The following is a 24,279-nucleotide window of genomic DNA, read 5'->3' on the forward strand; positions in this document are numbered from 1 at the left end:
GGCAGCACGGTATGAGGGCGGCATGAAGGTCGCCGTCGTCCTGTTCACCCGCGACCTGCGGGTCCATGACAACCCGGCGCTGTCCGCCGCGGCGCGTGCCGCCGAGCGGGTCGTGCCGCTGTTCGTGCACGACCCCGCGATCCGCGCCGGCGAGCGGCGCCGCCGCTTCCTCGACGGGTGCCTGGCCGACCTGAAGGCGTCGCTGCGCCGGCGCGGCGCCGACCTCGCCGAGCTGCGCGGCGACCCGGTGACCGAGGCGGTCCGGGTGGCGAAGGCGGTCGGCGCCGAGGGCATCGGGCTCGCCACCGACGTCAGCGGCTACGCGCGCCACCGGGAGCGCCGCCTGCGCCAGGCGTGCGACGCCGAGCGGATCGCGCTCAAGACGTTCCCCGGCGTGACGGTCGTGCCGCCCGACGCGCTGCGGCCGTCCGGCGGCGGCGACCACTACAAGGTCTTCACCCCGTACTGGCGGGCCTGGCAGGCGCAGCGCCACCGGGAGGTCGAGGGCGCGCCGCGCACCCTGCGCCTGCCCGACGCCCCGCCAGATGCTCTGCCCGCCTCCTGGTTCGCGGACCGGCCCGCCGGGCAGGACGGCGCCGGCGGGGAGTCCGCGGGCCGTCGCCGGCTGACCGCCTGGCTGCCGCAGCTGTCCGGGTACGAGGACGACCACGACGCGATGGCGGCCGACCGGACCTCCCGGCTGAGCCCCTACCTGCACTTCGGCTGCGTGTCGCCGGGTGAGGTGGCGGCCCGCGCCGCCGGCCGGCCGGGCGCCGAGCCCTTCGTGCGGCAGCTGTGCTGGCGCGACTTCTACCAGCAGGTTCTGTACGGGTTCCCCGACCTTCGGCACCAGGCGTACCGCAGCACGGCGCAGGAGGCCTGGCGCGACGAGTCCGACGCGCTGCAGGCGTGGCGGGAGGGGCACACCGGCGTGCCGGTCGTCGACGCCGGCATGCGGCAGCTGCTCACCGAGGGCTGGATGCACAACCGGGCCCGCCTGATCACCGCCTCCTACCTGACCAAGCATTTGGGGGTCGACTGGCGCGCCGGCGGCGACCACTTCTTCGACCTGCTGCTGGACGCCGACGTCGGCAACAACTACGGCAACTGGCAGTGGGTCGCCGGCACCGGCAACGACACCAAGCCCTACCGCCGGTTCAACCCGGTCCGGCAGGGGCACCGCTTCGACCCGCAGGGCGACTACGTGCGCCGGTACGTGCCCGAGCTGGCCGGCGTGGAGGGCAGGGCCGTGCACGAGCCGTGGACCCTGCCGGAGGCCCGGCGCAGGCAACTGGACTACCCGGCCCCGCTGGTGCTGCCGTAGGTCGCTAGGCGGTCGTCAGGGCGACCCGGAACGCCGTGGTCAGCGCCTCGTCCAGGTGCTCCAGCACGTCCTGCGGGTCGGCGTAGACCGCCGCGGCGCCATGGTCGAGCAGCTCCGCCGCGGACACGCCGCCGCTGGTCAGGCCGATGCACGGGATCGACAGCGCACCGGCGGCCTGGACGTCCCAGACCGAGTCGCCGACGAACACGACCTCCCCGGCGTTCAGGTGGGACCGGCGCAGCGCCACCTCCACGATGTCCGGCGCCGGCTTGCTCTGCCCCGCATCGTCGGCGCTGGTCACCGTGCCGATGACGGCGTCGGCGTCCAGGCAGCGCAGCAGCGCCTCGAGCTCCGGCTTCGACGCCGACGTGGCGAGCACGTTGCGCAGCCCCCGCCCGGCGCACGCCCGCAGCAGCTGCCGCGCCCCCGGCAACCGGCGCAGCGCCGGCCAGCTGGTCGCGTACAGGCTGGCGTGCGCGGCCCGCAACGCATCGTCGTCACCGGGGTCGTGGTCCTCGCCCAGCAGATGGTCCAGGATCTTGTCCGATCCCATGCCGATCGCCCGGTGGATGCGGGCGGACGCGACATCGTGGCCGTACTGGCGAAAGGCCTGCCACCAGGCCGTCGTATGCAGGTAGACACTGTCGATGAGGGTCCCGTCGACATCAAAGAGCACACCGGTCACTGGTTTGGTCATGCGTTCGTTGTACCCACCCGCGGGGGGTTTCACTGGAAATATGACCGAGTCACAGGCACGGGTAAGGGAGCCGTTCCCCGGCTTCGACGTCGACGACCTCGGCGACTTCGCGGTGGAGCATCGCAGCGTCACCCTCGCGGACCAGCTGGCCGGCGGCCCGGAGCGCGCCGCCGAGCCGGAGAGCCCGAAGGGGCTGGCCGGCATGGACGATTGATTTCGCCGATGGATGGGCATCCATCACCGCATGGTCCGTGATGCCCTCGGCGACGTCGTCCGCTTCGTGCCGTCACTGCTGCTGTTCCTGCTGATCCTGCTCGCCGGCTGGGGCCTCGCGGTCCTGCTGCGCGCCGGCGTGCGCAAGCTGCTGGCCAGGGTCGGCTTCGACCGGCTCGCCGAGCGCGGCGGGGTCGGCCGGGCGCTGGCCCGCACCGACCTCGACGCCGGCGACCTGATCGCCAAGCTCGTTTACTATGCGGTCCTGCTCTTCACGCTGCAGATCGCGTTCGGCGTGTGGGGCCCGAACCCCGTCTCCGAGCTCATCGACACCGTCGTGTCCTGGCTGCCCAGGGCGGCCGTCGCCGTCGTCATCGTGGTCGTCGCCGCGGCGCTCGCCGGCGGGCTGCGCGACCTGGTGACCGGGGCGCTCGGCGGCCTGCCGTACGGGCGGCTCCTGGCGAACCTCGGCTTCTGGTTCGTCCTCGGGCTGGGCGTCATCGCGGCGCTGAACCAGATCGGCATCGCCACGACGGTGACCACGCCGGTGCTCATCGCGGTGCTCGCCACGGTCGCCGGCATCCTCGTCGTCGGGGTCGGCGGTGGCCTGGTCCGTCCGATGCAGCAGCGCTGGGAGACCTGGCTGACCCGGGTCGAGCAGGAGGCGCCCGCGGTGTCCGAGCGGGTCCGCCAGGCCGCGCAGGCCCGCCGCGAGGAGGCCGAGGCGCGCCGCGCGGCCGAGGCCGAGGCCGCCCGCCGGGCAGAGGAGGCCCGCCAGGCGGAGGAGGCCCGCCAGGCGGAGGCGGCGCGGCAGGCGGAAGTCGCCCGCCAGGCTGAGGCTTCCCGGCAGGCTGAGGCTTCCCGGCAGGTCGGCGCGACCCTGGTGTCCGAGCGCCCCGCCCCGGCCGACGCACCGACGATGATCGTCCCGACCGTCCCGCCGGCCGTGCCCCCGACAGTGCCGCCGGCCGTGCCGCCCGGCCAGCAGAGCGGCCAGCAGAGCGGCCAGCAGAGCGGCCAGCAGAGCGGGCAGATCCAGGTGCCGAGCCAGCGGCCGCAGACCTCGCCCGCGAAGGACACCGACCAGACTGTGGTGATCAACCCGCCGCGCGAAGACGCCTGACCGGTCCGCCTTTCCCCCGACCCGACCCGGCCCGCCCCGACAGGGGCGGGTTTGTCGTTTCGTGCGCAACCGTTACAAAACTCCTCCGGCGCTTATTTGCCCGCATGACGGATCAGTTGGACATTGCAATTCGTTGATATGCGCAAAGGCTGCCCCGGTAAACCCTCGACATTGCCCTACAACCCCTGTTCGGCGCTTTTCTGCGGAGTGATTGCCCCTGTTCCGCGGCCTCGAAAACTGGCATGTTGTGACGGCGTATATCGAGCATTCGAGATATGCGGCGACGGCGTGCGCGCAGACCGAGGGTGGCCACGCCGGAGCAGCTACGCGGGGGGAAGTTGTCACAACCCTTCGGACACCAGCCCGTCCATGAGAGGGGGCATGATGAGCCGACGGAGATGGGTGCACGCCGCTGTGGCGTCAGCACTCGTTCCGCCACTGCTCGTGATCGTCTCGGCAAGCCCGAGCCAGGCCGCACCGGTGAGCGGCAAACTCACCTCGGTGCAGGGTGCCTCGCTGGTCAAGCAGGTCTCGACCGCGAAGTCACCCACGAGTCGCATGGCAAAGACCGACCCGTCCCTGCTCAACCGCACCGACAGCGCCCGGCTGTCGATTGCGGTCAAGCTCGACTACGACTCGACCGCGACATACTCCGGCGGCATCGCCGGATATGAGGCGACGAGCCCGGCAGTCACCGGAAAGGCGCTTTCCGGAAGCAACGCGGAGCAGCGCTACGAAAGCCGCATCACCACAATTGAGGACAAATTCCTCGCCGATCTCAAGAAACTGGTCCCGGACGCCAGAGTCGGCCAGAAGCTGCGCACGGTCTACGGCGGCATCGCACTGTCGGTGCCGGCCAACAAGATCGGGTCGATCCTGACGATCGACAACGTCGTGGCGGTCCAGTCCGACGCGGCGCGCGCGCCGCAGACCGACTCCAGCACCAGCTTCATCGGCGCGGACCAGGTCTACCCGTCGCTCGGCGGCAAGCCGAACGCCGGTAAGGGCGTCATCTTCGGCTCGCTCGACAGTGGGGTGTGGCCGGAGCACCCGTCGTTCGCGGACAACGGCAACCTCGGTGCCCCGCCCGCGAAGGCCGACGGGACCCCGCGGTCGTGCGACTTCGGCGACAACCCGCTGACCCCCGCCAACGACCCGTTCGTGTGCCAGAACAAGCTCATCGGCGGCAAGGGCTTCCTGGACACCTACAACGCCAACCAGCCGGTGGAGATGTTCGGGTACACCGCCCGCGACTCCGACGGCCACGGCACCCACACCGCGTCGACCGCCGCCGGTAACCCGGTCGCCTCGGCGAACGTCCTCGGCGTCGAGCAGGGGCCGGTCAACGGCGTCGCGCCCGGTGCCTGGGTCTCGGTGTACAAGGTCTGCGGCGCGACCGGCTGCTACAGCACCGACTCGGCCGCCGCGGTCGCCCAGGCGATCAAGGACGGCGTCAAGGTCATCAACTTCTCGATCTCGGGTGGCGCGAGCCCGTACACCGACGTCGTGGAGCTGGCGTTCTTCGACGCGTACAAGGCCGGCGTCTTCGTGGCCGCCTCTGCCGGCAACTCCGGCCCGGGCGCGTCCACGGCCGACCACCTGTCGGGCTGGGTCACCACCGTCGGCGCGTCGACGCAGAAGCGCTCCTTCCAGTCGACGCTGACCGTCGCGTCCAGCGACGGCGCCCAGACCTTGCTCAAGGGCGTGTCGCTCACCCAGGGCGTCACCCCGGCGAAGCCGGTCGTGCTGGCCTCGGCACCGCCGTACAACAACCCGACGTGTGAGGTCCCGGCCCCGCCCGGCATCTTCGTCGGCAAGATCGTGGCGTGCCAGCGCAGCCCGGGCCGCATCATGAAGGGCTTCAACGTCCTGCAGGGCGGCGCGGCCGGCATGATTCTGTACAACAACCCGGCGGCTGACGCGCTGAGCGACAACCACTGGCTGCCGACGGTGCACCTGGCCGACGGCACGGCGTTCCTGAACTTCGTCGCCGCCCACCCGGGTATCACGGCGTCGTTCACCAGTGGTGAGAAGGTCATCGGCACCGCTGACGTGATGACGAGCTTCTCGTCGCGCGGCCCCGGCGGCCAGTTCATCAAGCCCGACATCACCGCACCCGGTGCGCAGATCCTCGCCGGCCAGACGCCGGTCCTGGACGACGCGGCCGGTGGCCCGCCCGGCCAGTACTTCATGGCCATCGCCGGCACCTCGATGTCGTCGCCGCACATCGCCGGCTCCGCCATCCTGGAGAAGGCGGCTCACCCGGACTTCACCCCGGGTCAGATCAAGTCCTCGCTGATGACCACCGCGACGACCAACGTGAAGAAGGAGAACGGGACGACTCCGGCCGACCCGTTCGATCTCGGCGCCGGTCGCGTCCAGGTCAACCTCGCCGCGAACCCCGGTCTCACCTTCGACGAGACGGCCGACCGGCTGTTCGCGCTGGGCAACGACCCGGTCAACGCGGTGCAGATCAACCTGCCGTCGGTGAACGCCCCGGTCATGCCGGGCAAGCTCACCGCGGTCCGCACGGCGAAGAACGTCTCGGGCAAGACGCAGACCTACCGCGTCGAGACCACGTCGCCGGCCGGCTCGTCCATCACGGTCACGCCGTCCATCTTCACCGTGCCCGCGGGCAAGACCGCGACCATCAACATCACCATCAAGTCCAGCGCCCCCAAGGCGCAGTACTTCGGTGAGGTCCGGTTGAAGCCGCTCAGCTCGAGCGTGCCGGCGCTGCACCTGCCGGTCGCGTTCGTGCCGCAGCAGGGCGACATCAAGGTGACCCAGTCCTGCAGCCCCGCGTCGCTGACGCTGCTGCAGAACAGCACCTGCACGGTCACCGCCACCAACGGCACCTTCGCCGACACCACGGCGGACTTCACCACCACGACCACGCTCAACCTGCCGATCGTCGGCGCGAGCGGGGCCACGGTGGCCAACCCGTTCAAGGCGGAGAAGAAGGGCGCGGCGCTGGCCGGCGCCGTGCCGGGCACGCCGTCGATCGCCCCGGGCACCATCGCCGGGTACATCCCGCTCGACCTGTTCGGGGGCACGCTGGTGGCCCCGATCGGCGACGAGGACCTGACGACGTTCAACGTGCCACCGTTCAAGTACAACGGTGTCGAGTACAGCTCGCTCACCGTCGACTCGAACGGCTACCTGTACCCGGGCAGCGATGACAGCAACGAGAACAACATCTGCTGCGACATCACCCCGATCCCGAACCCCGCGAAGCCGAACAACGTCCTCGCGCCGTTCTGGACCGACCTCGACGGCACGAACTCGACGGGCCTGCTGGTCAACGTGCTCACCGACGGCGTCGGCCTCTGGACGGTCGTGGAGTGGCGGGTGAACGACTACGGCACCAACAAGACCCGCAAGTTCCAGGTCTGGTTGGGCTCGGGCGGCCCGCAGGACATCGCGTTCTCGTACGACTTCGCCTCCGTCGCGAGCCTGCCGTCCGGGCAGGACCTCGTGGTCGGCGCCGAGAACGTGGCCGGCACCGGTGGCCAGGGTCTTCCGCTGAACACCCTGCCGACCACGGACCTCTACGTCACCAGCACCGACCCGGTGCCCGGGGCGTCGACGTCCTACACCGTCACGGTGAAGGGCCTGCTGCCCGGTTCGGGCAAGGTCACCACCTCCGTGGTCACCCCGGCCGTGCCCGGCACGACCGTGGTCACCACCGACATCGGTGTGACGCTGAAGCTCAACCGCATCGGCACGTAAGCGCCGCACGCAACCAGGCCGGCGGCCGGTCCCGAGCCACGGGGCCGGCCGCCGGTCGTTGACGGATGTTGCACTATGTGTGCAAGATCAGGGTATGCGTACGTTTGCGAATGCGGATGAGCTGCTGGCGTCGGTCGGCCAGGTCCTGGGCCACAGCGAGTGGCGGGAGGTCACCCAGGACCAGATCAACCTGTTCGCCGAGGCCACCGGCGACCACCAGTGGATCCACGTCGACGTGGAGAAGGCGGCCGCCGGGCCGTTCGGCACGACCATCGCGCACGGCTTCATGAGTCTGTCGCTGCTGCCGGTCCTGGTTTCCGGCGTGTACCGGGTGCAGGGCTCCCGGATGGGCATCAACTACGGGCTGGACAAGGTGCGGTTCCCCGCGCCCCTGCCCGTCGGGTCGAAGGTGCGCGCCACGGTGCAGCTGCTGTCCGCCGACGACCTCGGCGAGGGCTGGCTGCAGCTGAAGAACAAGGTGACCGTCGAGCGCGAGGGCCAGGAGAAGCCGGTCTGCGTCGCGGAGTCGCTGACCCGGCTCCTCCTGTGATCCTCAGGCCGGCAGCCGATCCTCGGGCCGGCAGCTGATCTTCAGGCCGGCAGCTGATCTTCAGGCCGGCAGCTTCACCAGGCCGGCCAGCGCCGCGCGGTGGGCGGCGGCCGACCCGAGGCTCGCCGCGTCGGAGCGGGCGCGCTTGAGGTACAGGTGCGCCGGGTGCTCCCAGGTGAAGCCGATCCCGCCGTGCAGCTGGACACACTCCTCGGCGGCCTTGACCGCCACCGGGGAGCAGAAGGCCTGGGCCACGGCCGCCGCGACCGGCAGGTCCGGGTCCCCGGTGGCGAGGCAGTCCGCCGCGTAGCGGGCCACCGCGCGGGCCTCGGTGACGCTCACCCACAGGTCGGCGAGCCGGTGCTTGACCGCCTGGTACGAGCCGATCTGCCGGGCGAACTGTCGCCGGGTCTTCACGTACTCCACCGTCGTGGTCAGGCACCATTCGGCCACGCCGAGCTGCTCGGAGGCCAGCAGCGCCGCCCCGGCCGTCAGCGCCCGGCCCACCGCGGCGGTCGCGTCGGCGCTGACCAGCCGGCCGGTCACGCCCCGCAGCGTCACGTCGGTGAGAGGGCGGGTCAGGTCGAAGCTGACGACCGGCGCCCGTTCGGCGTCGGCCGCGTCCACCGCGTACAGGCCGGCGGCCGTCGGCACCAGCAGCACCTCGGCGGACCCGGCGTCCACCACGCTGGTCACCGTGCCGTCCAGCTTGTCGCTGTCCGCGGTGACGGTCCAGTTGCCCGCCTGGTGCGCGGACAGCGGCACGGCCAGGGTCGCCGTCCGGCTGCCGGCGGCGAGGGCGTCCAGCAGCGGGTCCCCGCTGCCGAGCAGTGCGGCGACGGCGAGCACCGAGTTGCCCAGGAACGGCACCGGCGCCACCGAGCGGCCCAGCTCCTCCAGCACCACCGCGGTCTCCCGCCACGACGCGCCCGCGCCGCCGTCCGCCTCGGGCACCGGCAGTCCGGCCACGCCCAGGTCCACCGCCAGGGCCCGCCACAGCTTCAGGTCGACGGGCTCCGCCGACTCGATCCTGGTCAGGACCGCCTCGAACCCGGCGCGGTCGGCCAGCAGGGAGCGCACGCTCGCCCGCAGCTCCTCCTCGACATCGCTGTACAGCAACTCGGTCATTTCGGCAGGTCCTTCCAGGCGACGTCCTTGTCGAGCCGGTGCTCCGGCGGCAGCCCCAGGACCCGTTCGGCGACGATGTTGCGCAGGATCTCCGAGGTGCCGCCCTCGATCGAGTTGCCTTTCGCGCGCAGGTACCGGTAACCGGCCGTCCGGCCGGCGAAGTCCACGACGGTCGGGCGCCGCATCGTCCACTCGTCGTGGCGCAGCGCCTCCTCGCCGAGCAGGTCCAGCTCCAGGCCGGAGATCTCCTGGTTGAGCCGGGCGAAGAGCAGCTTCCCCGCCGAGCCCTCCGGCCCGGGCTGGCCGACCGCCAACTGCTGGCGCAGCCGCGTCCCGGTGAGCCGGGCCGCCTCCGCGTCGACCCACAGCCGCAGCAGCGCGTCGTGCAGCGCCGGCGTGCGCAGCTCGGGGCGCTCCCGCCACAGGTCGGCGACCACCCCGATGACACCGCCCTCGCGGGGCGCCGCGCCGCCGCCGATCGCGACCCGCTCGTTCATCAGCGTGGTCTGCGCGACCGCCCAGCCCTCGCCGACCGCGCCGAGCCGGTCGGTGTCGGGGATGCGGACACCGGTCAGGAACACCTCGTTGAACTCGGCCTCGCCGGTGGCCTGCCGCAGCGGGCGCACCTCGACCCCGGGCGCGGTCATGTCGAGCACGAAGTAGGTGATGCCCCGGTGCTTCGGCACCGCCGGGTCGGTGCGCGCGATGAGGATCGCCCATCGCGCCTCGTGCGCCATCGACGTCCACACCTTCTGGCCGTCGACGACCCAGCCGTCGCCGTCACTGTCACTGGCCCTGACCGCGCGGGTGGCCAGCCCGGCCAGGTCGGAGCCGGCGCCGGGCTCGCTGAACAGCTGGCACCACACCTCCTCACCGGTCCACAGCGGGCGCAGCCAGCGCCGGCGCTGCTCGTCGGTGCCGTGCCGCAGGATCGTGGGCGCCGCCATGCCGAGGCCGATGCCGATGCGGCGCGGGTTGTTGTCCGGCGCGCCCGCCGCGGCGAAGACCTCCTCGACGCCGGCCTGCTCCTCACGGGGCAGGCCGAGCCCGCCGAGCCCTTCGGGGAACTGGACCCAGGCGAGCCCGGCGTCGAACCTGGCCCGCAGGAAGTCCAGCGGATCGAGTGCGTTCGGGTCGTGCGCGGCGAGGAACTCCTTCGCCAGGTCTGCCGGCTTCAATTGAGCGGACCTCCGGCCACGTAGATGACCTGTCCGGAGACGAACCCGGCGCCCTCGCTGACGAGGAACGAGATGGTGTGCGCGACGTCGGCGGGCTCCCCGACCCGGCGGACCGGGATCCGCTCGGCGGCCGCCGTCCGGAACGCCTCGAAGTCGACCTTCATCCGCGCCGCGGTCGCCGCGGTCATGTCGGTGGCGATGAAGCCGGGCGCCACCGCGTTGACGGTCACCCCGAACGGCCCCAGCTCGATCGCGAGGGTCTTGGTGAAGCCCTGCAGCCCGGCCTTCGCCGCGGAGTAGTTGGCCTGGCCGCGGTTGCCGAGCGCGGAGGACGACGAGAGGTTGACGATCCGCCCGAACTTCGCCGCCGTCATGTGTACCTGCGCCGCCCGGCTCATCAGGAACGCGCCGCGCAGGTGCACGCCCATGACGGTGTCCCAGTCGTCGTCGCTCATCTTGAACAGGAGGTTGTCGCGCAGCACGCCGGCGTTGTTGACCAGCACCAGCGGCGGGCCCAGTTCCTCGGCGACCCGGGCCACGGCGGCGGTCACCGCGGCGGAGTCGGCCACGTCCGCGCCGACGGCCAGCGCCGTGCCGCCGGCCCCGCGGATCTGTTCGACGGTGTCCTTGCAGGCGCCCTCGTCGAGGTCGAGCACCGCGACGGCGTGCCCGTCGGCCGCCAGCCGGACGGCGGTCGCGGCGCCGATGCCGCGGGCCGCGCCGGTCACGATCGCCACGCGGGCCTGTGTGTCAGTCATGCCTTCGATCCTCGCCCGTGAGACACGGTCCCGAAAAGGCACTCTGAGTGCAAGTTGTTCACACGTCGCCGGCCGGTCCGGGGTCACGCGGGCGGAATGTCCGATTGGCGGAATTCCTCGAAGTTTCCGGCGGGGAACCGTTCAGGTGCGGCACGGTTGCGCCGATGGTCTCAGCGTCACACGGAAGCGACGGAAACACAGGGGGCACGGATGAACGGCAACACGATCAAGAAGGCGCTCACGCTGGCCGGTTTCGCGACGCTGGCGGGTATCGGCTCCATGATCGGTGCTCCCGCCGCCAGTGCCGCCGCCGCTGCCGACGCCGCCGCGACCGGCGGCAGGACCGTCGCCTACGTGCGGGCCGGCGTCATCTACAGCAGCGACGGGGTCACCGAGACCCGGCTCACCGAGGACGAGGTCAACGCCCGCCCCCGGTTCAACCCGGACGGCACGAAGCTCGCGTACCTGCACAACGGCACCGTCTGGGTGATGGACGCCGACGGCGGCGGCAAGCGCCAGGTCAGCGACCGGACCGCCGGCGGGCCGTCGTGGTCGCCCGACGGGCAGTGGATCGCGTACGCGGCGCTGTCGTGCACCGGCGGCCCGGGCGTCTTCCGAGTCCGCGCCGACGGCATCGGCGCCGCCTCCGAGCCGCTCTTCCCCGCCTCCTGCCGCGACCAGGCCCTGCCCGAGGTCGCCTACGTCATGGCGCAGCCGGAGGAGAAGGCCGCGGCCGGACCCCGGCTGGCCGACCGGCTGCGCACCGACGACGCCGTCGCCTGGTCGCCCGACGGCACCCGGATCGCGTTCCGTGGCGGCGAGTGCGAGTCGATCGCCGACAACTGCCTGAGCGTCGGCAACGTCGCCTCCGGCACCGAGCGCGCCATCGACTACTACGGCGGCGGTGGCTCCGGCACCAGCGGCTTCGGCGTCGTGCCGGCCTGGCGCGCCGACGGGCAGAAGGTCACCTGGACCACCTACACCGAGGACGGCACGGTCGTGCGGGTCACCGAGGCCGACGCCGACGGCGGCGACCGCCGCCAGGTCGGCACCGCCGGCGACCGCGAGATGGTCTACGCCGGCACCGGCACCGGCGTGCTGACCGCCGCCCACCAGGGCCACTCCTGGATCACCGCGGTCGACCTGGCCACCGGCGCCCGCACCCCGCTGCGCCAGGGCTCCCAGCCGACCATCGGCGCCTGACGGCAGTGCCGCCCGCCAGACCCGCCACGACCCTGCTCAGCGCGCTGACGCTGGCGCTGGGCGCCTGTGACTCCGGTTCGACACCCGTCGAGCCGGAGTCTTCGCGTACCGCCGCCGCGAGCGTCATGCTGACGGTCGACGACCTGCCCGGCGGGTATGTCACCAGCCCGCCGCAGGCCGAGCCGGAGGTCAGCGCCGCCGGCTCGGTGAGCGTCGCGGGCTGTGACGCCCTGCTCGACCGGTTCCGCGGCGGCGGCAGCGGGGTCCGGTTCGAGGCCAGCGCGTCGGGGCCGTTCCTCGCCGAGGAGCTCGCCGACGCCACGGAGGCGGTGGGGGTACTGCGGACGCTCGCCCGCCGGTGCGCCACCTTCACCGACACCGACGGCGGCGGTGGCACGACCACCGTCACCGTGGCCGACGGGGGCCTGCGGGGCCTCGGCGACGAGTCCGCCGGGTTCCGGATGACCGCTTCGGGCGCCGCCGGCGACGCCGCCTACACGCTCGGCGGCTACCTGCTCGCGGTCCGGATCGGCGGCACCACCTGCACGATCGTGCACTTCGGCCAGCCCGGCGTCGACCCGGCGGAGACCGAGACGATCGCCAGGACAGCGGTACGCAAGCTGCAGCGGCGACAATGAGACATGCGGCTGGGCACGTTCAACCTGATGCACGGACGGTCCCTCGCCGACGGCATGGTCGACGCCGGCCGGGTGCGCGCGGCGATCGCCGGCCTCGACGCGGACGTGCTCGGCCTGCAGGAGGTCGACCGCGGCCAGGTCCGCAGCGGCCACGCCGACCTCGCCGGGATCGCGGCCGACGCGATGGGCGCGGTCGAGGTCCTGTTCGTGCCCGCGGTGGTCGGCACGCCCGGCGAGGCGTTCCGGGTCGCGACCGATGCCGATCAGCACGGCAGCGACCCGCACTACGGCATCGCGCTGGTCAGCCGGTACCCGGTGATCGAATGGCGGGTCACCAGGCTGCCGGCAGCCCCGCTGCGCTCGCCGATCCTCGCCGGGCAGCGGCTCATGCTGCTCGACGACGAGCCGCGCGTGCTGATCGCCGCGGTGCTCGAAACCCCCGCCGGGCGTGTGACAGTTGCCACCACCCATCTGTCCTTCGTGCCCGGCTGGAACGTGCGGCAGCTCCAACTGGTCCGCCGGGCGCTGCGCCGCATGCCGGCGCCACGCGTGCTGCTCGCCGACCTCAACCTGACCGGCCGGCTGCCCCGGCTGTTCTCCGGCTGGCACCGGCTCGCGGGCCTGCCGACGTACCCGTCATCGGCGCCACGTGTGCAGTTCGACCACGTGCTCGCCGACCGGCAGGGCCTCGATCGCCTCCCGCGGGTCCTGCGGGCCGACACCCCGGCGGTGCCCTTCTCCGACCATCGGCCGCTGATTGTTACCCTGCGTGACCGCCCAGGAACACTGAAGATTGATTAGGGCAGATTTAAGCGCGAGTGAAATGCCTGCATATGGCGGGTTTGTTCCAGCGCGATTGCGAGCCGTGTTCGTCTAACTACGATCCATCAGTGCCTTGTAGATTGGGCGTTCGTTTGTTGGGATGCGTACCGTCAGTGATTTCCAACCGAAGGTACAAGGCCGCAGAGGTCGCCGGTCCGGAGGATAAAGAGCCGTGAAAGGTCGCCACCGCTCAGCGGGGTCGTCAGGCGCAGCGCTCAAGATGGGCGCTGCCGCCGTCGCCGTGCTCGTTGTCCTCGCCGGCAGCTGGTATGCATTCCGCAAGTACTCGCAGGTTTCGTGCGGCAGCTCGACCAAGCTCACGATCAGCGCGCCCACCGACATCGCCCCCGCGCTCAAGCAGCAGGCGACCGACTGGACCGAGCAGGCGAAGTCCGACGGCAGCTGCGTCGACGTCGAGGTCATCGAGGCCGCCCCCGCCGACGTGGCCGCCGCCGTCGCCGCCACCTCGAAGAAGTCCCTGACCGGCGTCGGCCAGGCCAACGGCAAGACCCGCGTGCCCGACGTGTGGGTGCCCGACTCGTCGCTGTGGCTGCAGCGGCTGCGCGCCGCCAACCCGCAGAGCGTCCCCGACACCGCCACCTCGATCGCCCGCAGCCCCATCGTCGTCGCCGTCCCCGAGCCGATCGCCACGAACTCGTTCGGCTGGCCCGCGACGAAGATCAAGTACACCGACCTCATCGCCAAGGTCTCCGGCGACCAGAAGGTCAAGCTCGGCATCGTCGAGCCCAGCCGCGACTCGACCGGCCTCGCCGGCCTGATGACCCTCGCCGCCGCGGCCACCGCCTCCGGCGGCGGCAACGCCACCCAGGCCACCCAGATCGCCACTGCCGCGCTGCGGGCCCTCGCCGCCGGCCGGTCGGCGGTCAAGGACGACCTGATGCAGAAGTTCCCGCGCGGCTCCGACCCGCAGGCCCTCAGCAGCGGCCTCACCGTCGCGCCGCTGTCGGAGCAGTCGGTCATCCAGTACAACGCCCAGCAGCCGCCGGTGCGCATCGCCGCCATCTACGCCGAGCCCGCCCCGATCGCCCTCGACTACCCGTTCGTCGTGCTCAACAAGGACCGCGCCGCCGTCGCCGAGCAGCTGCTCAAGTCGCTCAACGGGGAAAGCTTCCGCGACCGGCTCGGCGCGATCGGCCTACGCGGCTCCGACGGCGCCGCCGGCAAGGGCTTCCAGACCCCGACCAGCGCGCCGCCCGCCCTCACCGCCAGCCAGGTGCCCGAGGCCGCGGCCATCGAGGGCCTGCTGAACAAGTGGCAGGCGATCACCCTGCCGGCCCGCATGCTCGCCGTCATCGACGTCTCCGGCTCCATGCTCCAGAAGGTGCCCACCGCCGGCGGCCTCGACCGCATGACCGTCACCCTCGAGGCGGCCCGCCGCGGCATGCAGCTCTTCGACGACTCCTGGGCCCTCGGCGTGTGGACCTTCTCCACCCAGCTCGACGGCGCCAAGGACTACAAGCAGCTCGTGCCGATCGGCCCGCTGGTCAGCCAGCGCAACCAGTGCCTGCAGGCGCTGCAGTCGATCCGCCCGAAGCAGAACGGCGACACCGCCCTCTACGACACCATCCTCGCCGGCTACAAGGCCGTGCAGAGCGGCTGGGACGACGGCCGGATCAACTCCCTCATCGTCATGACCGACGGCGAGAACGACGACCCTGCCGGCGGCCTCTCCCTGGAGCAGCTCATCGCCGAGCTCAAGGCCACCGCCGACCCGGCCAAACCGATCCAGGTCATCCTCATCGGCATCGGCGACAAGGTCGGCGAGGGCGCCATGCGCCAGATCACCGACGCCATCGGCGGTGGCACCTTCGTCGCCCCCGACCCGGCCAAGATCGGCGACATCTTCCTGCAGGCCATCTCGCTGCGCGGCCAAGCCGTCCAGCCGAAGTAGCCGGCCCCGGCGCCGGCACCTCATCGACCAGAGTGCCGGGCGGGCTACCAGTCGGACTTGCGGGCCCGCGCCTCGTACAGCAGGACCGACGCGGACACCGACACGTTCAGCGAGTCACCCGAGCCGAGCATCGGCACCGCGACCCGCTGGAAGCCGTGCCCGTACCACTCCTTGCCGATGCCGTACCGCTCACTGCCGACGACCAGCGCGGTGCGCCCCGAATAGTCCGCCTGCCGGTAGTTGACCGCCTCGTCGGTGTCGGCGAGCAGCACCGTGAACCGGTGCCGCCGCAGCCAGGCGACCGCGTCGGCGGTCTGCTCGAACTCGACCGTCGGCACCGTCAGGATCGTGCCCTGGCTCGCCCGGATCACCTTCGGATGCGTCAGGCGCGTCTTGCGGTTCGTCAGCACCAGGCAGTCCGCGCCGCACGCGTCCAACGACCTGATCAACGTGCCCAGATTGCCCGGGATCTCCAGGCCGTCGGCGACCAGTACCAGCGCCGTCCTGCCGAACCGGAGATCGTCGACACCCCACCGGGGCAGCGCCGCCAGCGACAGCAGCCCGTCGGGCTTGTCGCGCTCCGAGATCTTTTCCAGGGTCCGCACCGAGATCCGGAACGACCGGTCGGCCCGCGCCGCGATCTCCTCCGCCCGCCGGTGCGCCTCATCGGCGTAGATCGCCTCCGGGCACCAGAAGAACGTGTCGATCGGGGCACCGGCCTCCAGGAGCATGTTGTGTGCCCAGAGGCCCTCGGCCACGAACAGCTTGTACCGGTTCGGCGCGGTGTTGTTCTGGATGTGCTGCACCTGCCGCACGGCGGGGTGCTGGACCCCGATGGCCTGGAGTTCCATCACAACGTGACGGTAACCGACAGCTCCCCGGCGTCCGTGACGGCCCACTCGCGCACGTTCCCGGCGGCGGTCAGGTCCGCCCGCACCTGCGCCAGCACCGCGGCCGGGCCGGCCACCTCCAGCAGCGCCACCTCCGCCCGCATCGACTGCCGCGCCGCCGACTTCGCCTTGCGCACCGCCGCCAGCACCGCCGTCGCCGTCACCAGCGGCGACACGTCCGGCGCGTCCTTCGTCTGTGCCGTGCCCGACGGCCCCGGCAGGTCACCGGCGGCGGGCCAGGCGGCGCGGTGCACCGACCCCTCCTGCCACCACGACCAGACCTCCTCCGTCACGTACGGCAGGAACGGCGCGAACAACCGCAGCAACGTCGACAACGCCGCCGTCAACGCGGCCCGCGCCGAGTCGGCCCCCGGCACCTCACCGTAGGCGCGCGCCTTCACCAGCTCCAGGTAGTCGTCGCAGAACGACCAGAAGAACTGCTCGGTGCGCTCCAGGGCGCGGGCGTAGTCGTACACCTCGAAGGCCGCCGTCGCGTCGGCCACCACCGCCGACAGCGCCGCCAGCAACGCCCGGTCCACGGGCTCCGTCACCGCACCCGACTCCGGCGCGGGGAACCCCAGCACGAACCGGCTCGCGTTGAGCAGCTTCGTCGCCAGCCGCCGCCCCACCTTCATCTGGTTCAGGTCCAGCGCCGTGTCCACCCCCGGGCGGGCACTCGTCGCCCAGTACCGCAACGCATCCGCGCCGAACCGCTCCAGCAGCGTCTCCGGCGAGTCCGGCGCGTTGTCCTTCGACTTGCCGATCTTCTTGCGGTCCGGGTCCACGATCCAGCCCGCGATCGACGCCCGCTTCCACGGCAGCACCCCGTGCTCCACGTGCGCGCGCAGCACCGTCGAGAACAGCCAGGTCCGGATGATCTCGTGCGCCTGCGGGCGCAGATCCATCGGGAACACCCGGCCGAACAGGTCCGGATCGTCGAGCCAGCCACCGATGATCTGCGGCGTCAACGACGACGTCGCCCACGTGTCCATCACGTCCGGGTCGCCGACGAACCCGCCCGGACGACCCCGATCCGCCTCCTCGAACCCCGGCGGCGTGTCACTGCTCGGATCCATCGGCAACGCCGCCGGCACGATCGGGTCGTCGTAGATCGGGTGCGCCTCGGCGTCCAACCGGTACCACAACGGGATCGGCACGCCGAAGAACCGCTGCCGGCTGATCACCCAGTCCCCGGTCAGCCCCTCCACCCAGTGCTCATACCTGCTGCGCATGTGCGCCGGCGTCCACTGCAGCTCCCGCCCGCGCGCCAGCAACGCCGCCCGGAGCTCCGGCGAACGGCCACCGTTGCGGATGTACCACTGGCGCGTCCCCACGATCTCGAGCGGCTTCTCGCCCTTCTCGTAGAACTTCACCGCATGCGTGATCGGCCGCGGCTCGCCCTCCAGCGACCCCTCGGCCCGCAACGCCGCCACCACCTTCTCCCGCGCCTGATGCACGGTCAGCCCCGCCACCAGCGCGTACAGGTCCTCCTCCACACCCGGCGGCGGCTGCAGGCCAAGCCGGCCGTTGCGCTGGATCACGGTCCGGGTCGGCAGGTCCAGCTCCCGCCACCACGTCACGTCCGTCAGATCGCCGAACGTGCACACCATCACCAGCCCGCTGCCCTTCTCCGGGTCGGCGAGCGGATGCGCGAGCAGCGGCACCTCCACCCGGAACAGCGGCGTGCGCACCGTCGAACCGAAATGCGGCCGGTACCGCTCGTCATCGGGGTGCGCGACCAGCGCCACACACGCCGGCAGCAGCTCCGGCCGGGTCGTCTCCACCGCGAACTCGCCGAACCGCACCCGGTGGAACGCCCCCGGGCGCTCCCGGTCCTCCAGCTCCGCCTGCGCCACCGCCGTGCCGAACGTGACGTCCCACAACGTCGGGCCGTCCACCGCGTACGCGTCACCGCGCGCCAGACTGTTCAGGAACCCGCGCTGCGCCGCCGCCCGCGCCCGGTCACCGATCGTCGTGTACAGCAGCGACCAGTCCACCGACAGCCCGAGGTTGCGCCACAGCCGCTCGTACGCCTGCTCGTCGACCTCCGTCTGCCGCTTGCACAGATCGATGAAGTTGCGCCGGCTGATCTTCTGCGGCGGCGCCCCCGCCGTCTTCGTGATCACCAGATCCGGGTCGTAGGGCAACGCCGGGTCGCACTGCACCCCGTACGTCAGCTGCACCCGCCGCTCCGTCGGCAGCCCGTTGTCGTCCCACCCCATCGGATAGAACACTTCCCGGCCCCGCATCCGCTGATACCGGGCGATCGCATCGGTCTGCGTGTAGGAGAACACGTGCCCGATGTGCAACGCCCCGCTCACCGTCGGCGGCGGCGTGTCGATCGAGAACACGTCCTGGCGCGACTTCGACCGGTCGAACCGGTACGTCCCCTCGGCGTCCCATACCTTCGCCCACCGCGCTTCGAGTCCATCAAGGGTCGGCCTGGCAGGGATACGCGTCGAATCGGACATGTGCCCCATGCTAGAGCGGTGACTGCCGCGACACCGCTCAATAACCGCATCGCCGCCGCCCTCGTCTTCCTGACCAGCGGCGCCGTGCTCGTCCTGGAAATCGTCGGGCTGCGGCTCGTCGGCCCGTACGTCGGCGTGACGCTGTCCAGCAGCACCGCCATCATCGGCGTCGCCCTCGCCGCCATCGCCTACGGCGCGTGGACCGGCGGCTGGCTCGCCGACCGCAGCACCGACCAGCGCCGCCTGCTCTCCCCGCTGCTCCTCCTCGGCGCCGTCGCCACCGCCGCCACCCTGCCCATCATCCGGGTAGCGGGCGAATGGCTGCGTGGCACCGACACCACCAGCGTCCTGCTGCTGGCGACCATGACCCTCTTCGTCCCCGCCGCCCTGCTGTCCGCGGTCACCCCGCTCGTCGTCAAGCTCCAGCTCGCCGACCTCGCCCACACCGGCCGCGTCGTCGGCCGGCTGTCCAGCGTCGGTACCCTCGGCGCGATCACCGCCACCTTCGGGACCGGCTTCGTCCTCGTCGCCACCGTCCCCACCAGCGTCATCCTGTTCGCCCTCGCCGGCGTGCTCGCCCTCGCCGGGTTCGGATTCGGCGGGTACTGGCGGCGCCGCGGCAACCTGTCCGCCGCCCTCGTGTTCACCGCCGTCGGCGTGCCCATCGGCATCGTCGCCCCCAACCCCTGCGCCGTCGAGACCGCCTACACCTGCGCCGCCGTCACCGCCGACGGCACCGGCCGCACCCTGCTGCTCAACGGCGCCCAGCACTCGTACGTCGACCTGGCCGACCCCCGGCACCTCGAGTACTCCTACACCCAGTGGATCGGCGGGTACGTCGACAACCTGCCGCCCGGGCCGCTCGCCGCGCTGCACCTCGGCGGCGGCGGGTTCACCCTCCCGCGGTACGTCGCCGCCACCCGCCCCGGCAGTGACAACCTCGTCCTCGAGCTCGACCCCGCGCTCGTCGCCCTCGACCGCCGGCTGCTGGGCCTGCGCACCGGCCCGCTGCTGCGCGTCGAGACCGGCGACGCCCGCGCCAACCTGCGCCGCCAGCCTTCCGCCAGCCGGGACCTCATCATCGGCGACGCGTTCGGCCACCTCGCGGTCCCGTGGCACCTGACGACCCGCGAACTCGTCGCCGACGTGCGCCGCGTCCTGCGCCCGGGCGGCGCGTACGCGCTCAACGTCATCGACGGCCCGGCGCGCCGCTTCATCCGCGCGGAGGTCGCCACCATCGCCGAGGTTTTCCCGCACGTCATGCTGGTCGCGCCGGCGGCCGCGCTCCGCGGCGAGGCGGGCAGCAACTTCGTCGTCTTCGCCTCGACGGCGCCGCTGCGGGAATGGACGGGCGCGGTCAGCGGCGACGCCCCGGAGACGCTGTCCGGCCAGGCGCTGCGATCCTTCTTCAACGGGGCGAAGGTGCTGACGGACGACTACGCGCCGGTGGATCAGCTGCTGACGTGGGACTGAGTGGGTCTGCTCGTCGGCGGGCCTAGGGCTTCGTTGCTCGTCGGTGGGGACTGAAGGGCTTCTTTTGCTCGTCAGCGGGGACTGAAGGGCTTCGCCGGCCGGCCGGTCAGGCGCGCGACGTCATCACTCACCGCCGCCAGCTCCCCGGCCGCGATCGCCTCGTACGAGCTGACCCACCCCGCCACCTCGAACGCGGGCGCGCCGTAGTGCGCCCGCGACGCGTACGCCTCCTCGACGGTCTCCGGCACATACCGGACCCCGAGCCGGGCCGCGACCTCGTGCAGGGTCAGCGCTTCGGGCCCGGTCAGGTCGTACGTCTGCCTGTTGTGCCCGTCGTGCCCGTCACCGGTCAGCGCCACGACCGCACACGCCGCGATGTCGTCGTAGCTGACCGCGGCCACCCGCCCGTCGCCCGCCGGCCCGCGGATCACCCCGTCGGGCCCGGCCAGCATCGGCAACATCTCCTGGTACAGGTTGTCGCGCAGGAACGTCCACCGCAGCCCCGTCTGCCGGATGTACTGCTCGGTGTGCCAGTGGTCCCGCCCGAACGTGAACGTGCACTCCGGCGCCGCCCCCACGAACGACAGGTACACGATGCGCCGCACCCCCGCCCCGACCGCGGCATCGACCGCGCTCCGGTGCTCGGCCAGCCGGTCCGCCGACTCCCGCCCCGAGACCAGGAACAGCGTGTCGACCCCGTCGAGCGCCTGCCGCATCCGCGTGGTGTCCCGGTACTCCGCGTCCTTGCGCGTCAGCCGCCGCGCCTCCGGCAACGCCGCCGCGACTCTGCCACCGACCTGGCCGGACGCCCCAGTCACCGCGATCATGCTTACCAGTATGCGACCGGCGTCCCGGCGTCCCGGTGTTCTGCTGGCCCGCCGGTCTGACCGACCTGCCGTCACGTCGGCCACGGTGTGCGGCGCTCATGCGCGTGAGGCTGTCAGCTCTTCGCGTGGGTCCGCGCGCCGATTCACCTCGCCTACCCGGTGGCTGGCTGTTCCCCGGCGAACCAGCGCTGCGGTCACGGGGCCGCCCGCAGGGCGAGCACCGCCAGGTCGTCGCGCTGGTTGCCGCCGGACCCCTCAAGGACCGCGATCTCGATCGCCTCGACGAGGGCGTCGACGCCGGCCTGGGCGTACTGGGACAGCAGGCCGGTCAGGCGCTGGGTGCCGTGGCTGACGCTGTGGTGGCCGGCCTCGGTGACGCCGTCGGTGTAGAGCACAAGGGTGTCGCCGGGGGCGAGGAGGACCTGGGCCTTGGCGTACTCGACGGCGGGGACCAGCCCGGCGGCGAGGCCGCGCACGGCGACGGGCTCGACGTCGCCGGAGACGCGCACGAGCAGCGGCGGCGGGTGGCCGGCGGAGGCGACGGTGACGTGCAGGCCGCCGCCGGCGTGGCGGCGGACCCGGCCGTAGACGGCGGTGACGTAGCGGCCCTGGGTGGTGCCGTCGAGCATCGTGTTGAGGGCGCGCAGCACCGCGGACGGGTCGCGGTCGACGGCCGAGGCGCCGCGCACGGTGTGCCGGGCCTGGCCGGTGACGACGGCCGCCTCGACGCCCTTGCCGGAGACGTCGCCGAGGACGAACGACCAGTCGGTGGAGTCGCCCCACGCGTCGTAGAAGTCGCCGCCGATCTCGCCGTCGCCGGAGGCCGGCCGGTACCGGGCGGCGAGCGCGGCGCCGTCGAGCTTCGGCAGCTCCGGCGGGCGGAGGCCGGCCTGCAGCACGGTCGCGACGCCTGCCCGCTCCGCGTAGCGGCGGGCCGCGTCGAGGGCCAGGGCGATGCGCACCGCCAGCTCCTCGGCGATGGAGATGTCCTCGGCGACGAACCCGTACCCGGTGCGCCGGGCGAGCGTCAGCGTGCCGAACGTGGTCCCGCGCGCGGTCAGCGGCAGGCCGAGCACGTCAGCGGGGCGCAGCGCGGCGACCTGCGCGCGCATGCCCTCGTCGGGCACGAGTGCGACGAGCCCGTCGGGGGGCAGCGGGTCCTGGTCCAGCGAGACGTGCAGCAGCTCGGGGCGCCCCGTGACGAGGAGCCGCTCCTGACCGTTGGCGCCGTCGGCGCTGGGGTGCCGCCTGGTCGTCGACGAGGGGCCGGACGCGCCAGTGACGAGGCTGGTGTACGTCGCACCGTCCGGCCCGACCTGCATGATCTGCGCCCAGTCGGCGAGGTGCGGCACGCACGCGGCGAGCGAGCGGCGCACGGTGTGTGCCAGATTGAGCGAGCCGGACACCTGCCGGCTCGCGTCGGCGAGGAACTGGGCGCGCCGCTGGGCGACGGCGAGCATGGTGGCGTCGTCGAGGGTGGCCGGGGAGCGCCCCACGAAGTCGAGATCACCACTCATACCGTCACCATCGTTCGAGTCTGCGTCGCGTCCGCGACGTGGTCAAACGGGGTGAGCGTTTGAAGTCCGCCGGATGGGTACCACACACTGTTGACCAGCGGGCAGTAGCCGATCCGCAGCTCGGTTCGCGAAAGGACATGGCACAACGTGGTCAATGACGAGACGGTGTGGGAACTGTCGGTGCACCGCGACGGCGGCCGGGTGCGCCTCGAGGCGGTCGGTGACCTGGATCTCGACTCGGCGCCGAAGCTGCTCACCGAGATGGTCAGCCAGCTCGAGGCGGGCGCGGAGGAGCTGGTCGTGGACCTGGCCGGGCTGGCGTTCATCGACTCCAGCGGCCTCGGCACCCTGGTCGGCTGCTGGCGCCGCGCGCAGCAGGCCGGCGCCACGCTGGTCGTCGCCAACCCTGGCCCCGACGTGTCGATGACCCTGGAGATCACCGGGCTGGACCAGATCCTGCCGATCCGCGACGAGAAGCAGGCCGCCTGACCGGTCCGCGAGCAGGCGGGCCGGGCAAGAGGCCGGGCGCGGAAGAGGCAGGGCGAGGTGAACGGGTGAAGGTGCCTACTGCGACACCAGCTCGGCCCAGACCACCTTGCCGGTCGGCAGCGGGCGGACGCCCCAGGAGCGGGCCAGGCGCGACACGATGAACATGCCCCGGCCCGACGTGCTGGTCTCGTTGTCGATCTCGGCGATCCGCGGCAGCTCAGGGCTGCCGTCGCCGACCTCGATCAGCACGGCGCCGTCGCGGCGCAGCAGGCGCAGCGCCGCCGGGGGCATGCCGTGGCGCAGCGCGTTGGCGACGAGCTCGTGGCCGACCATCACCGCGGCCCGGGTCAGATGCGTGAGCCCCCAGATGCTCAGCGCGCGGGCGATGACCTTCCGGGCCTGCCGGGCCTCGCCGAGCGGCACCTCGACGGTGACCTCTGCGGCTTCGGGCTCGGTCGTGAACACGTAGCTCATGGTGCCCGTTCGCGCCGCGGTTGAACAGTGACACCACGGCCGGAGTCGGGGATGAGTCAGGTTTGCGGCGCCCCTCTGATGGGCACACCGGAAGCCAGTCGAACGCGATCCAGCGTCAGTACAGGGGGGCCAAGGATGCTCGTCCAGCCAGAAATGACGGTTGCCGGTGGTGCGCAGCGCTCCGCGGATCTGCGTGCCGCGCTGGACGCCCGGCACCAGGAGCTCGCCGCGGAGTACGCCGAGGCGGTCGCCGAGATGACCATGGCGGGTGTGGTCGACGCCGGTGACGACGTCGCGGACCTGGGCACCAAGGCGTTCAGCCGGGACCAGGAGCTCGCGGTCGCGCTGTCGATCCGCGCCCGGATGGACCAGGTCGAGCGGGCGATGGAGCGGCTCGACGAGGGCACCTACGGCCGGTGCGAGCGCTGCGCCGAGGACATCCCGGTCGCCCGGCTGACCGCGTTCCCCTCGGTCACCCTGTGCGTCCAGTGCAAGAGCATCAGCGAACGCCGCTGAAGCGAACACCGCTGAAGCGAACACCGCCCGAAAGCGGACGGCCGCCGAAAGCTCCGAAGGCGACTGGCCGTGAACGCGACTAGCCGCCGGCGGACCGGGCGCCGCTGACGCTGAGCCGCTCGACGACGCCGAGCGCGCGGCGCGCCGCGCTGGTCAGGTGCGGCAGGTAGTCCGCCGCGGCCGAGTTGTCGCCGAGGTCCTCCGCCAGAAACGCCGCATAGTTGAGGATTGCGCCCAGCGCGTTGGAAAGGTCATGGGCGCCGTCGGCGATCTCGGCCCGGAGCAGGGCGAGTTCGTCGGCCGGTTCCGTCTCGCCCATCCGTCCCCCTGGCTAGAGTGAGTCC

Annotated in this window: 21 protein-coding genes and 1 pseudogene; 12 read left to right on the top strand and 10 right to left on the bottom strand. The window is 72.1% G+C overall.

Annotated features, from left to right (window positions below):
- Positions 1-22: 22 nt before the first annotated feature.
- Positions 23-1,324 carry a deoxyribodipyrimidine photo-lyase gene (locus AB0H83_RS28215; RefSeq protein WP_360099599.1) on the top strand — a complete coding sequence of 434 codons (1,302 nt, stop codon included), beginning with the start codon at positions 23-25 and terminating at the stop codon, positions 1,322-1,324.
- Positions 1,325-1,328: 4 nt separating this feature from the next.
- Here the strand turns inward: AB0H83_RS28215 and AB0H83_RS28220 are convergent, their stop codons facing one another.
- Entirely contained in the window at positions 1,329-2,021 is a 693-nt protein-coding gene (locus AB0H83_RS28220) for an HAD family hydrolase (protein WP_360099601.1), read from the bottom strand.
- Positions 2,022-2,061: 40 nt separating this feature from the next.
- Here AB0H83_RS28220 and AB0H83_RS28225 point away from each other — a divergent pair, with 40 nt between their 5' ends.
- The 4 genes and pseudogenes from AB0H83_RS28225 to AB0H83_RS28240 all read left to right on the top strand — a co-directional run bounded on the left by AB0H83_RS28225 (position 2,062) and on the right by AB0H83_RS28240 (position 7,639).
- Positions 2,062-2,235 (top strand): hypothetical protein, encoded by a 174-nt coding sequence (locus AB0H83_RS28225; RefSeq protein WP_360099603.1) that lies wholly within the window; start codon positions 2,062-2,064, stop codon positions 2,233-2,235.
- 12 nt (positions 2,236-2,247) lie between these two features.
- Positions 2,248-2,931: pseudogene (locus AB0H83_RS28230) on the top strand (hypothetical protein); the annotation flags it as partial.
- A 906-nt stretch (positions 2,932-3,837) separates the two neighbouring features.
- On the top strand, positions 3,838-7,089 hold the full coding sequence (locus AB0H83_RS28235; protein ID WP_360099605.1) for a S8 family serine peptidase: 3,252 nt from the start codon (positions 3,838-3,840) through the stop codon (positions 7,087-7,089).
- 94 nt (positions 7,090-7,183) lie between these two features.
- Positions 7,184-7,639, top strand: a complete 456-nt coding sequence (locus AB0H83_RS28240) for a MaoC family dehydratase (protein ID WP_360099607.1) — start codon at positions 7,184-7,186, stop codon at positions 7,637-7,639.
- A 60-nt stretch (positions 7,640-7,699) separates the two neighbouring features.
- Here AB0H83_RS28240 and AB0H83_RS28245 read toward each other — a convergent pair whose 3' ends face one another.
- From AB0H83_RS28245 to fabG, 3 genes are read right to left on the bottom strand one after another with little or no spacing between them, the layout of a single operon-like run.
- Entirely contained in the window at positions 7,700-8,767 is a 1,068-nt protein-coding gene (locus AB0H83_RS28245) for an acyl-CoA dehydrogenase family protein (protein WP_360099609.1), read from the bottom strand.
- Entirely contained in the window at positions 8,764-9,945 is a 1,182-nt protein-coding gene (locus tag AB0H83_RS28250; RefSeq protein ID WP_360099611.1) for an acyl-CoA dehydrogenase family protein, read from the bottom strand. Before AB0H83_RS28250 ends, AB0H83_RS28245 begins: the two co-directional genes overlap by 4 nt.
- Positions 9,942-10,703 (bottom strand): 3-oxoacyl-ACP reductase FabG, encoded by a 762-nt coding sequence (gene fabG, locus AB0H83_RS28255; RefSeq protein ID WP_360099613.1) that lies wholly within the window; start codon positions 10,701-10,703, stop codon positions 9,942-9,944. The genes AB0H83_RS28250 and fabG overlap by 4 nt, the downstream gene beginning before the upstream one ends.
- A 210-nt stretch (positions 10,704-10,913) precedes the next feature.
- On the opposite strand from fabG, the gene AB0H83_RS28260 reads away from it, so the two are divergent.
- The 4 genes from AB0H83_RS28260 (at position 10,914) to AB0H83_RS28275 (ending at position 15,278) form a co-directional block, all read left to right on the top strand.
- Positions 10,914-11,906: a hypothetical protein gene (locus tag AB0H83_RS28260; RefSeq protein WP_360099615.1), complete on the top strand. Its 993-nt coding sequence runs from the start codon at positions 10,914-10,916 to the stop codon at positions 11,904-11,906.
- A 5-nt stretch (positions 11,907-11,911) separates the two neighbouring features.
- Complete coding sequence (locus AB0H83_RS28265; RefSeq protein WP_360099617.1) at positions 11,912-12,544, top strand: hypothetical protein; 633 nt, start codon at positions 11,912-11,914, stop codon at positions 12,542-12,544.
- 3 nt (positions 12,545-12,547) lie between these two features.
- Positions 12,548-13,345, top strand: a complete 798-nt coding sequence (locus AB0H83_RS28270; RefSeq protein WP_360099619.1) for an endonuclease/exonuclease/phosphatase family protein — start codon at positions 12,548-12,550, stop codon at positions 13,343-13,345.
- 241 nt (positions 13,346-13,586) lie between these two features.
- On the top strand, positions 13,587-15,278 hold the full coding sequence (locus AB0H83_RS28275) for a substrate-binding domain-containing protein (protein WP_360099621.1): 1,692 nt from the start codon (positions 13,587-13,589) through the stop codon (positions 15,276-15,278).
- A 44-nt stretch (positions 15,279-15,322) separates the two neighbouring features.
- Here the strand turns inward: AB0H83_RS28275 and AB0H83_RS28280 are convergent, their stop codons facing one another.
- Both AB0H83_RS28280 and valS read right to left on the bottom strand, forming a co-directional pair.
- Complete coding sequence (locus AB0H83_RS28280; protein WP_360099699.1) at positions 15,323-16,129, bottom strand: TrmH family RNA methyltransferase; 807 nt, start codon at positions 16,127-16,129, stop codon at positions 15,323-15,325.
- Positions 16,129-18,621 carry a valine--tRNA ligase gene (gene valS, locus AB0H83_RS28285; RefSeq protein ID WP_360099701.1) on the bottom strand — a complete coding sequence of 831 codons (2,493 nt, stop codon included), beginning with the start codon at positions 18,619-18,621 and terminating at the stop codon, positions 16,129-16,131. Before valS ends, AB0H83_RS28280 begins: the two co-directional genes overlap by 1 nt.
- 36 nt (positions 18,622-18,657) lie before the next feature.
- On the opposite strand from valS, the gene AB0H83_RS28290 reads away from it, so the two are divergent.
- Positions 18,658-20,112, top strand: a complete 1,455-nt coding sequence (locus tag AB0H83_RS28290; RefSeq protein ID WP_360099623.1) for a fused MFS/spermidine synthase — start codon at positions 18,658-18,660, stop codon at positions 20,110-20,112.
- A 71-nt stretch (positions 20,113-20,183) separates the two neighbouring features.
- Here the strand turns inward: AB0H83_RS28290 and AB0H83_RS28295 are convergent, their stop codons facing one another.
- Positions 20,184-20,939 carry an SDR family oxidoreductase gene (locus AB0H83_RS28295; RefSeq protein ID WP_360099625.1) on the bottom strand — a complete coding sequence of 252 codons (756 nt, stop codon included), beginning with the start codon at positions 20,937-20,939 and terminating at the stop codon, positions 20,184-20,186.
- Positions 20,940-21,133: 194 nt separating this feature from the next.
- Complete coding sequence (locus AB0H83_RS28300) at positions 21,134-22,456, bottom strand: SpoIIE family protein phosphatase (protein WP_360099627.1); 1,323 nt, start codon at positions 22,454-22,456, stop codon at positions 21,134-21,136.
- A gap of 147 nt (positions 22,457-22,603) precedes the next feature.
- Between AB0H83_RS28300 and AB0H83_RS28305 the strand changes: the two genes are divergently transcribed.
- The gene (locus AB0H83_RS28305; RefSeq protein WP_360099629.1) at positions 22,604-22,945 is read left to right on the top strand and encodes an STAS domain-containing protein; all 342 of its coding nucleotides are present in this window, start codon (positions 22,604-22,606) and stop codon (positions 22,943-22,945) included.
- Between the two features lie 75 nt (positions 22,946-23,020).
- Here AB0H83_RS28305 and AB0H83_RS28310 read toward each other — a convergent pair whose 3' ends face one another.
- Positions 23,021-23,410 (bottom strand): ATP-binding protein, encoded by a 390-nt coding sequence (locus AB0H83_RS28310; RefSeq protein ID WP_360099631.1) that lies wholly within the window; start codon positions 23,408-23,410, stop codon positions 23,021-23,023.
- 162 nt (positions 23,411-23,572) lie between these two features.
- On the opposite strand from AB0H83_RS28310, the gene AB0H83_RS28315 reads away from it, so the two are divergent.
- A complete protein-coding gene (locus AB0H83_RS28315; RefSeq protein ID WP_360099633.1) occupies positions 23,573-23,935 on the top strand; it encodes a TraR/DksA family transcriptional regulator in 363 nt (120 codons plus the stop codon).
- A gap of 79 nt (positions 23,936-24,014) precedes the next feature.
- Here the strand turns inward: AB0H83_RS28315 and AB0H83_RS28320 are convergent, their stop codons facing one another.
- On the bottom strand, positions 24,015-24,254 hold the full coding sequence (locus tag AB0H83_RS28320; RefSeq protein WP_360099635.1) for a hypothetical protein: 240 nt from the start codon (positions 24,252-24,254) through the stop codon (positions 24,015-24,017).
- Between the last annotated feature and the right edge of the window lie 25 nt (positions 24,255-24,279).

The sequence above is a fragment of the Dactylosporangium sp. NPDC050688 genome, from assembly GCF_040654515.1.
Lineage (GTDB): Bacteria > Actinomycetota > Actinomycetes > Mycobacteriales > Micromonosporaceae > Dactylosporangium.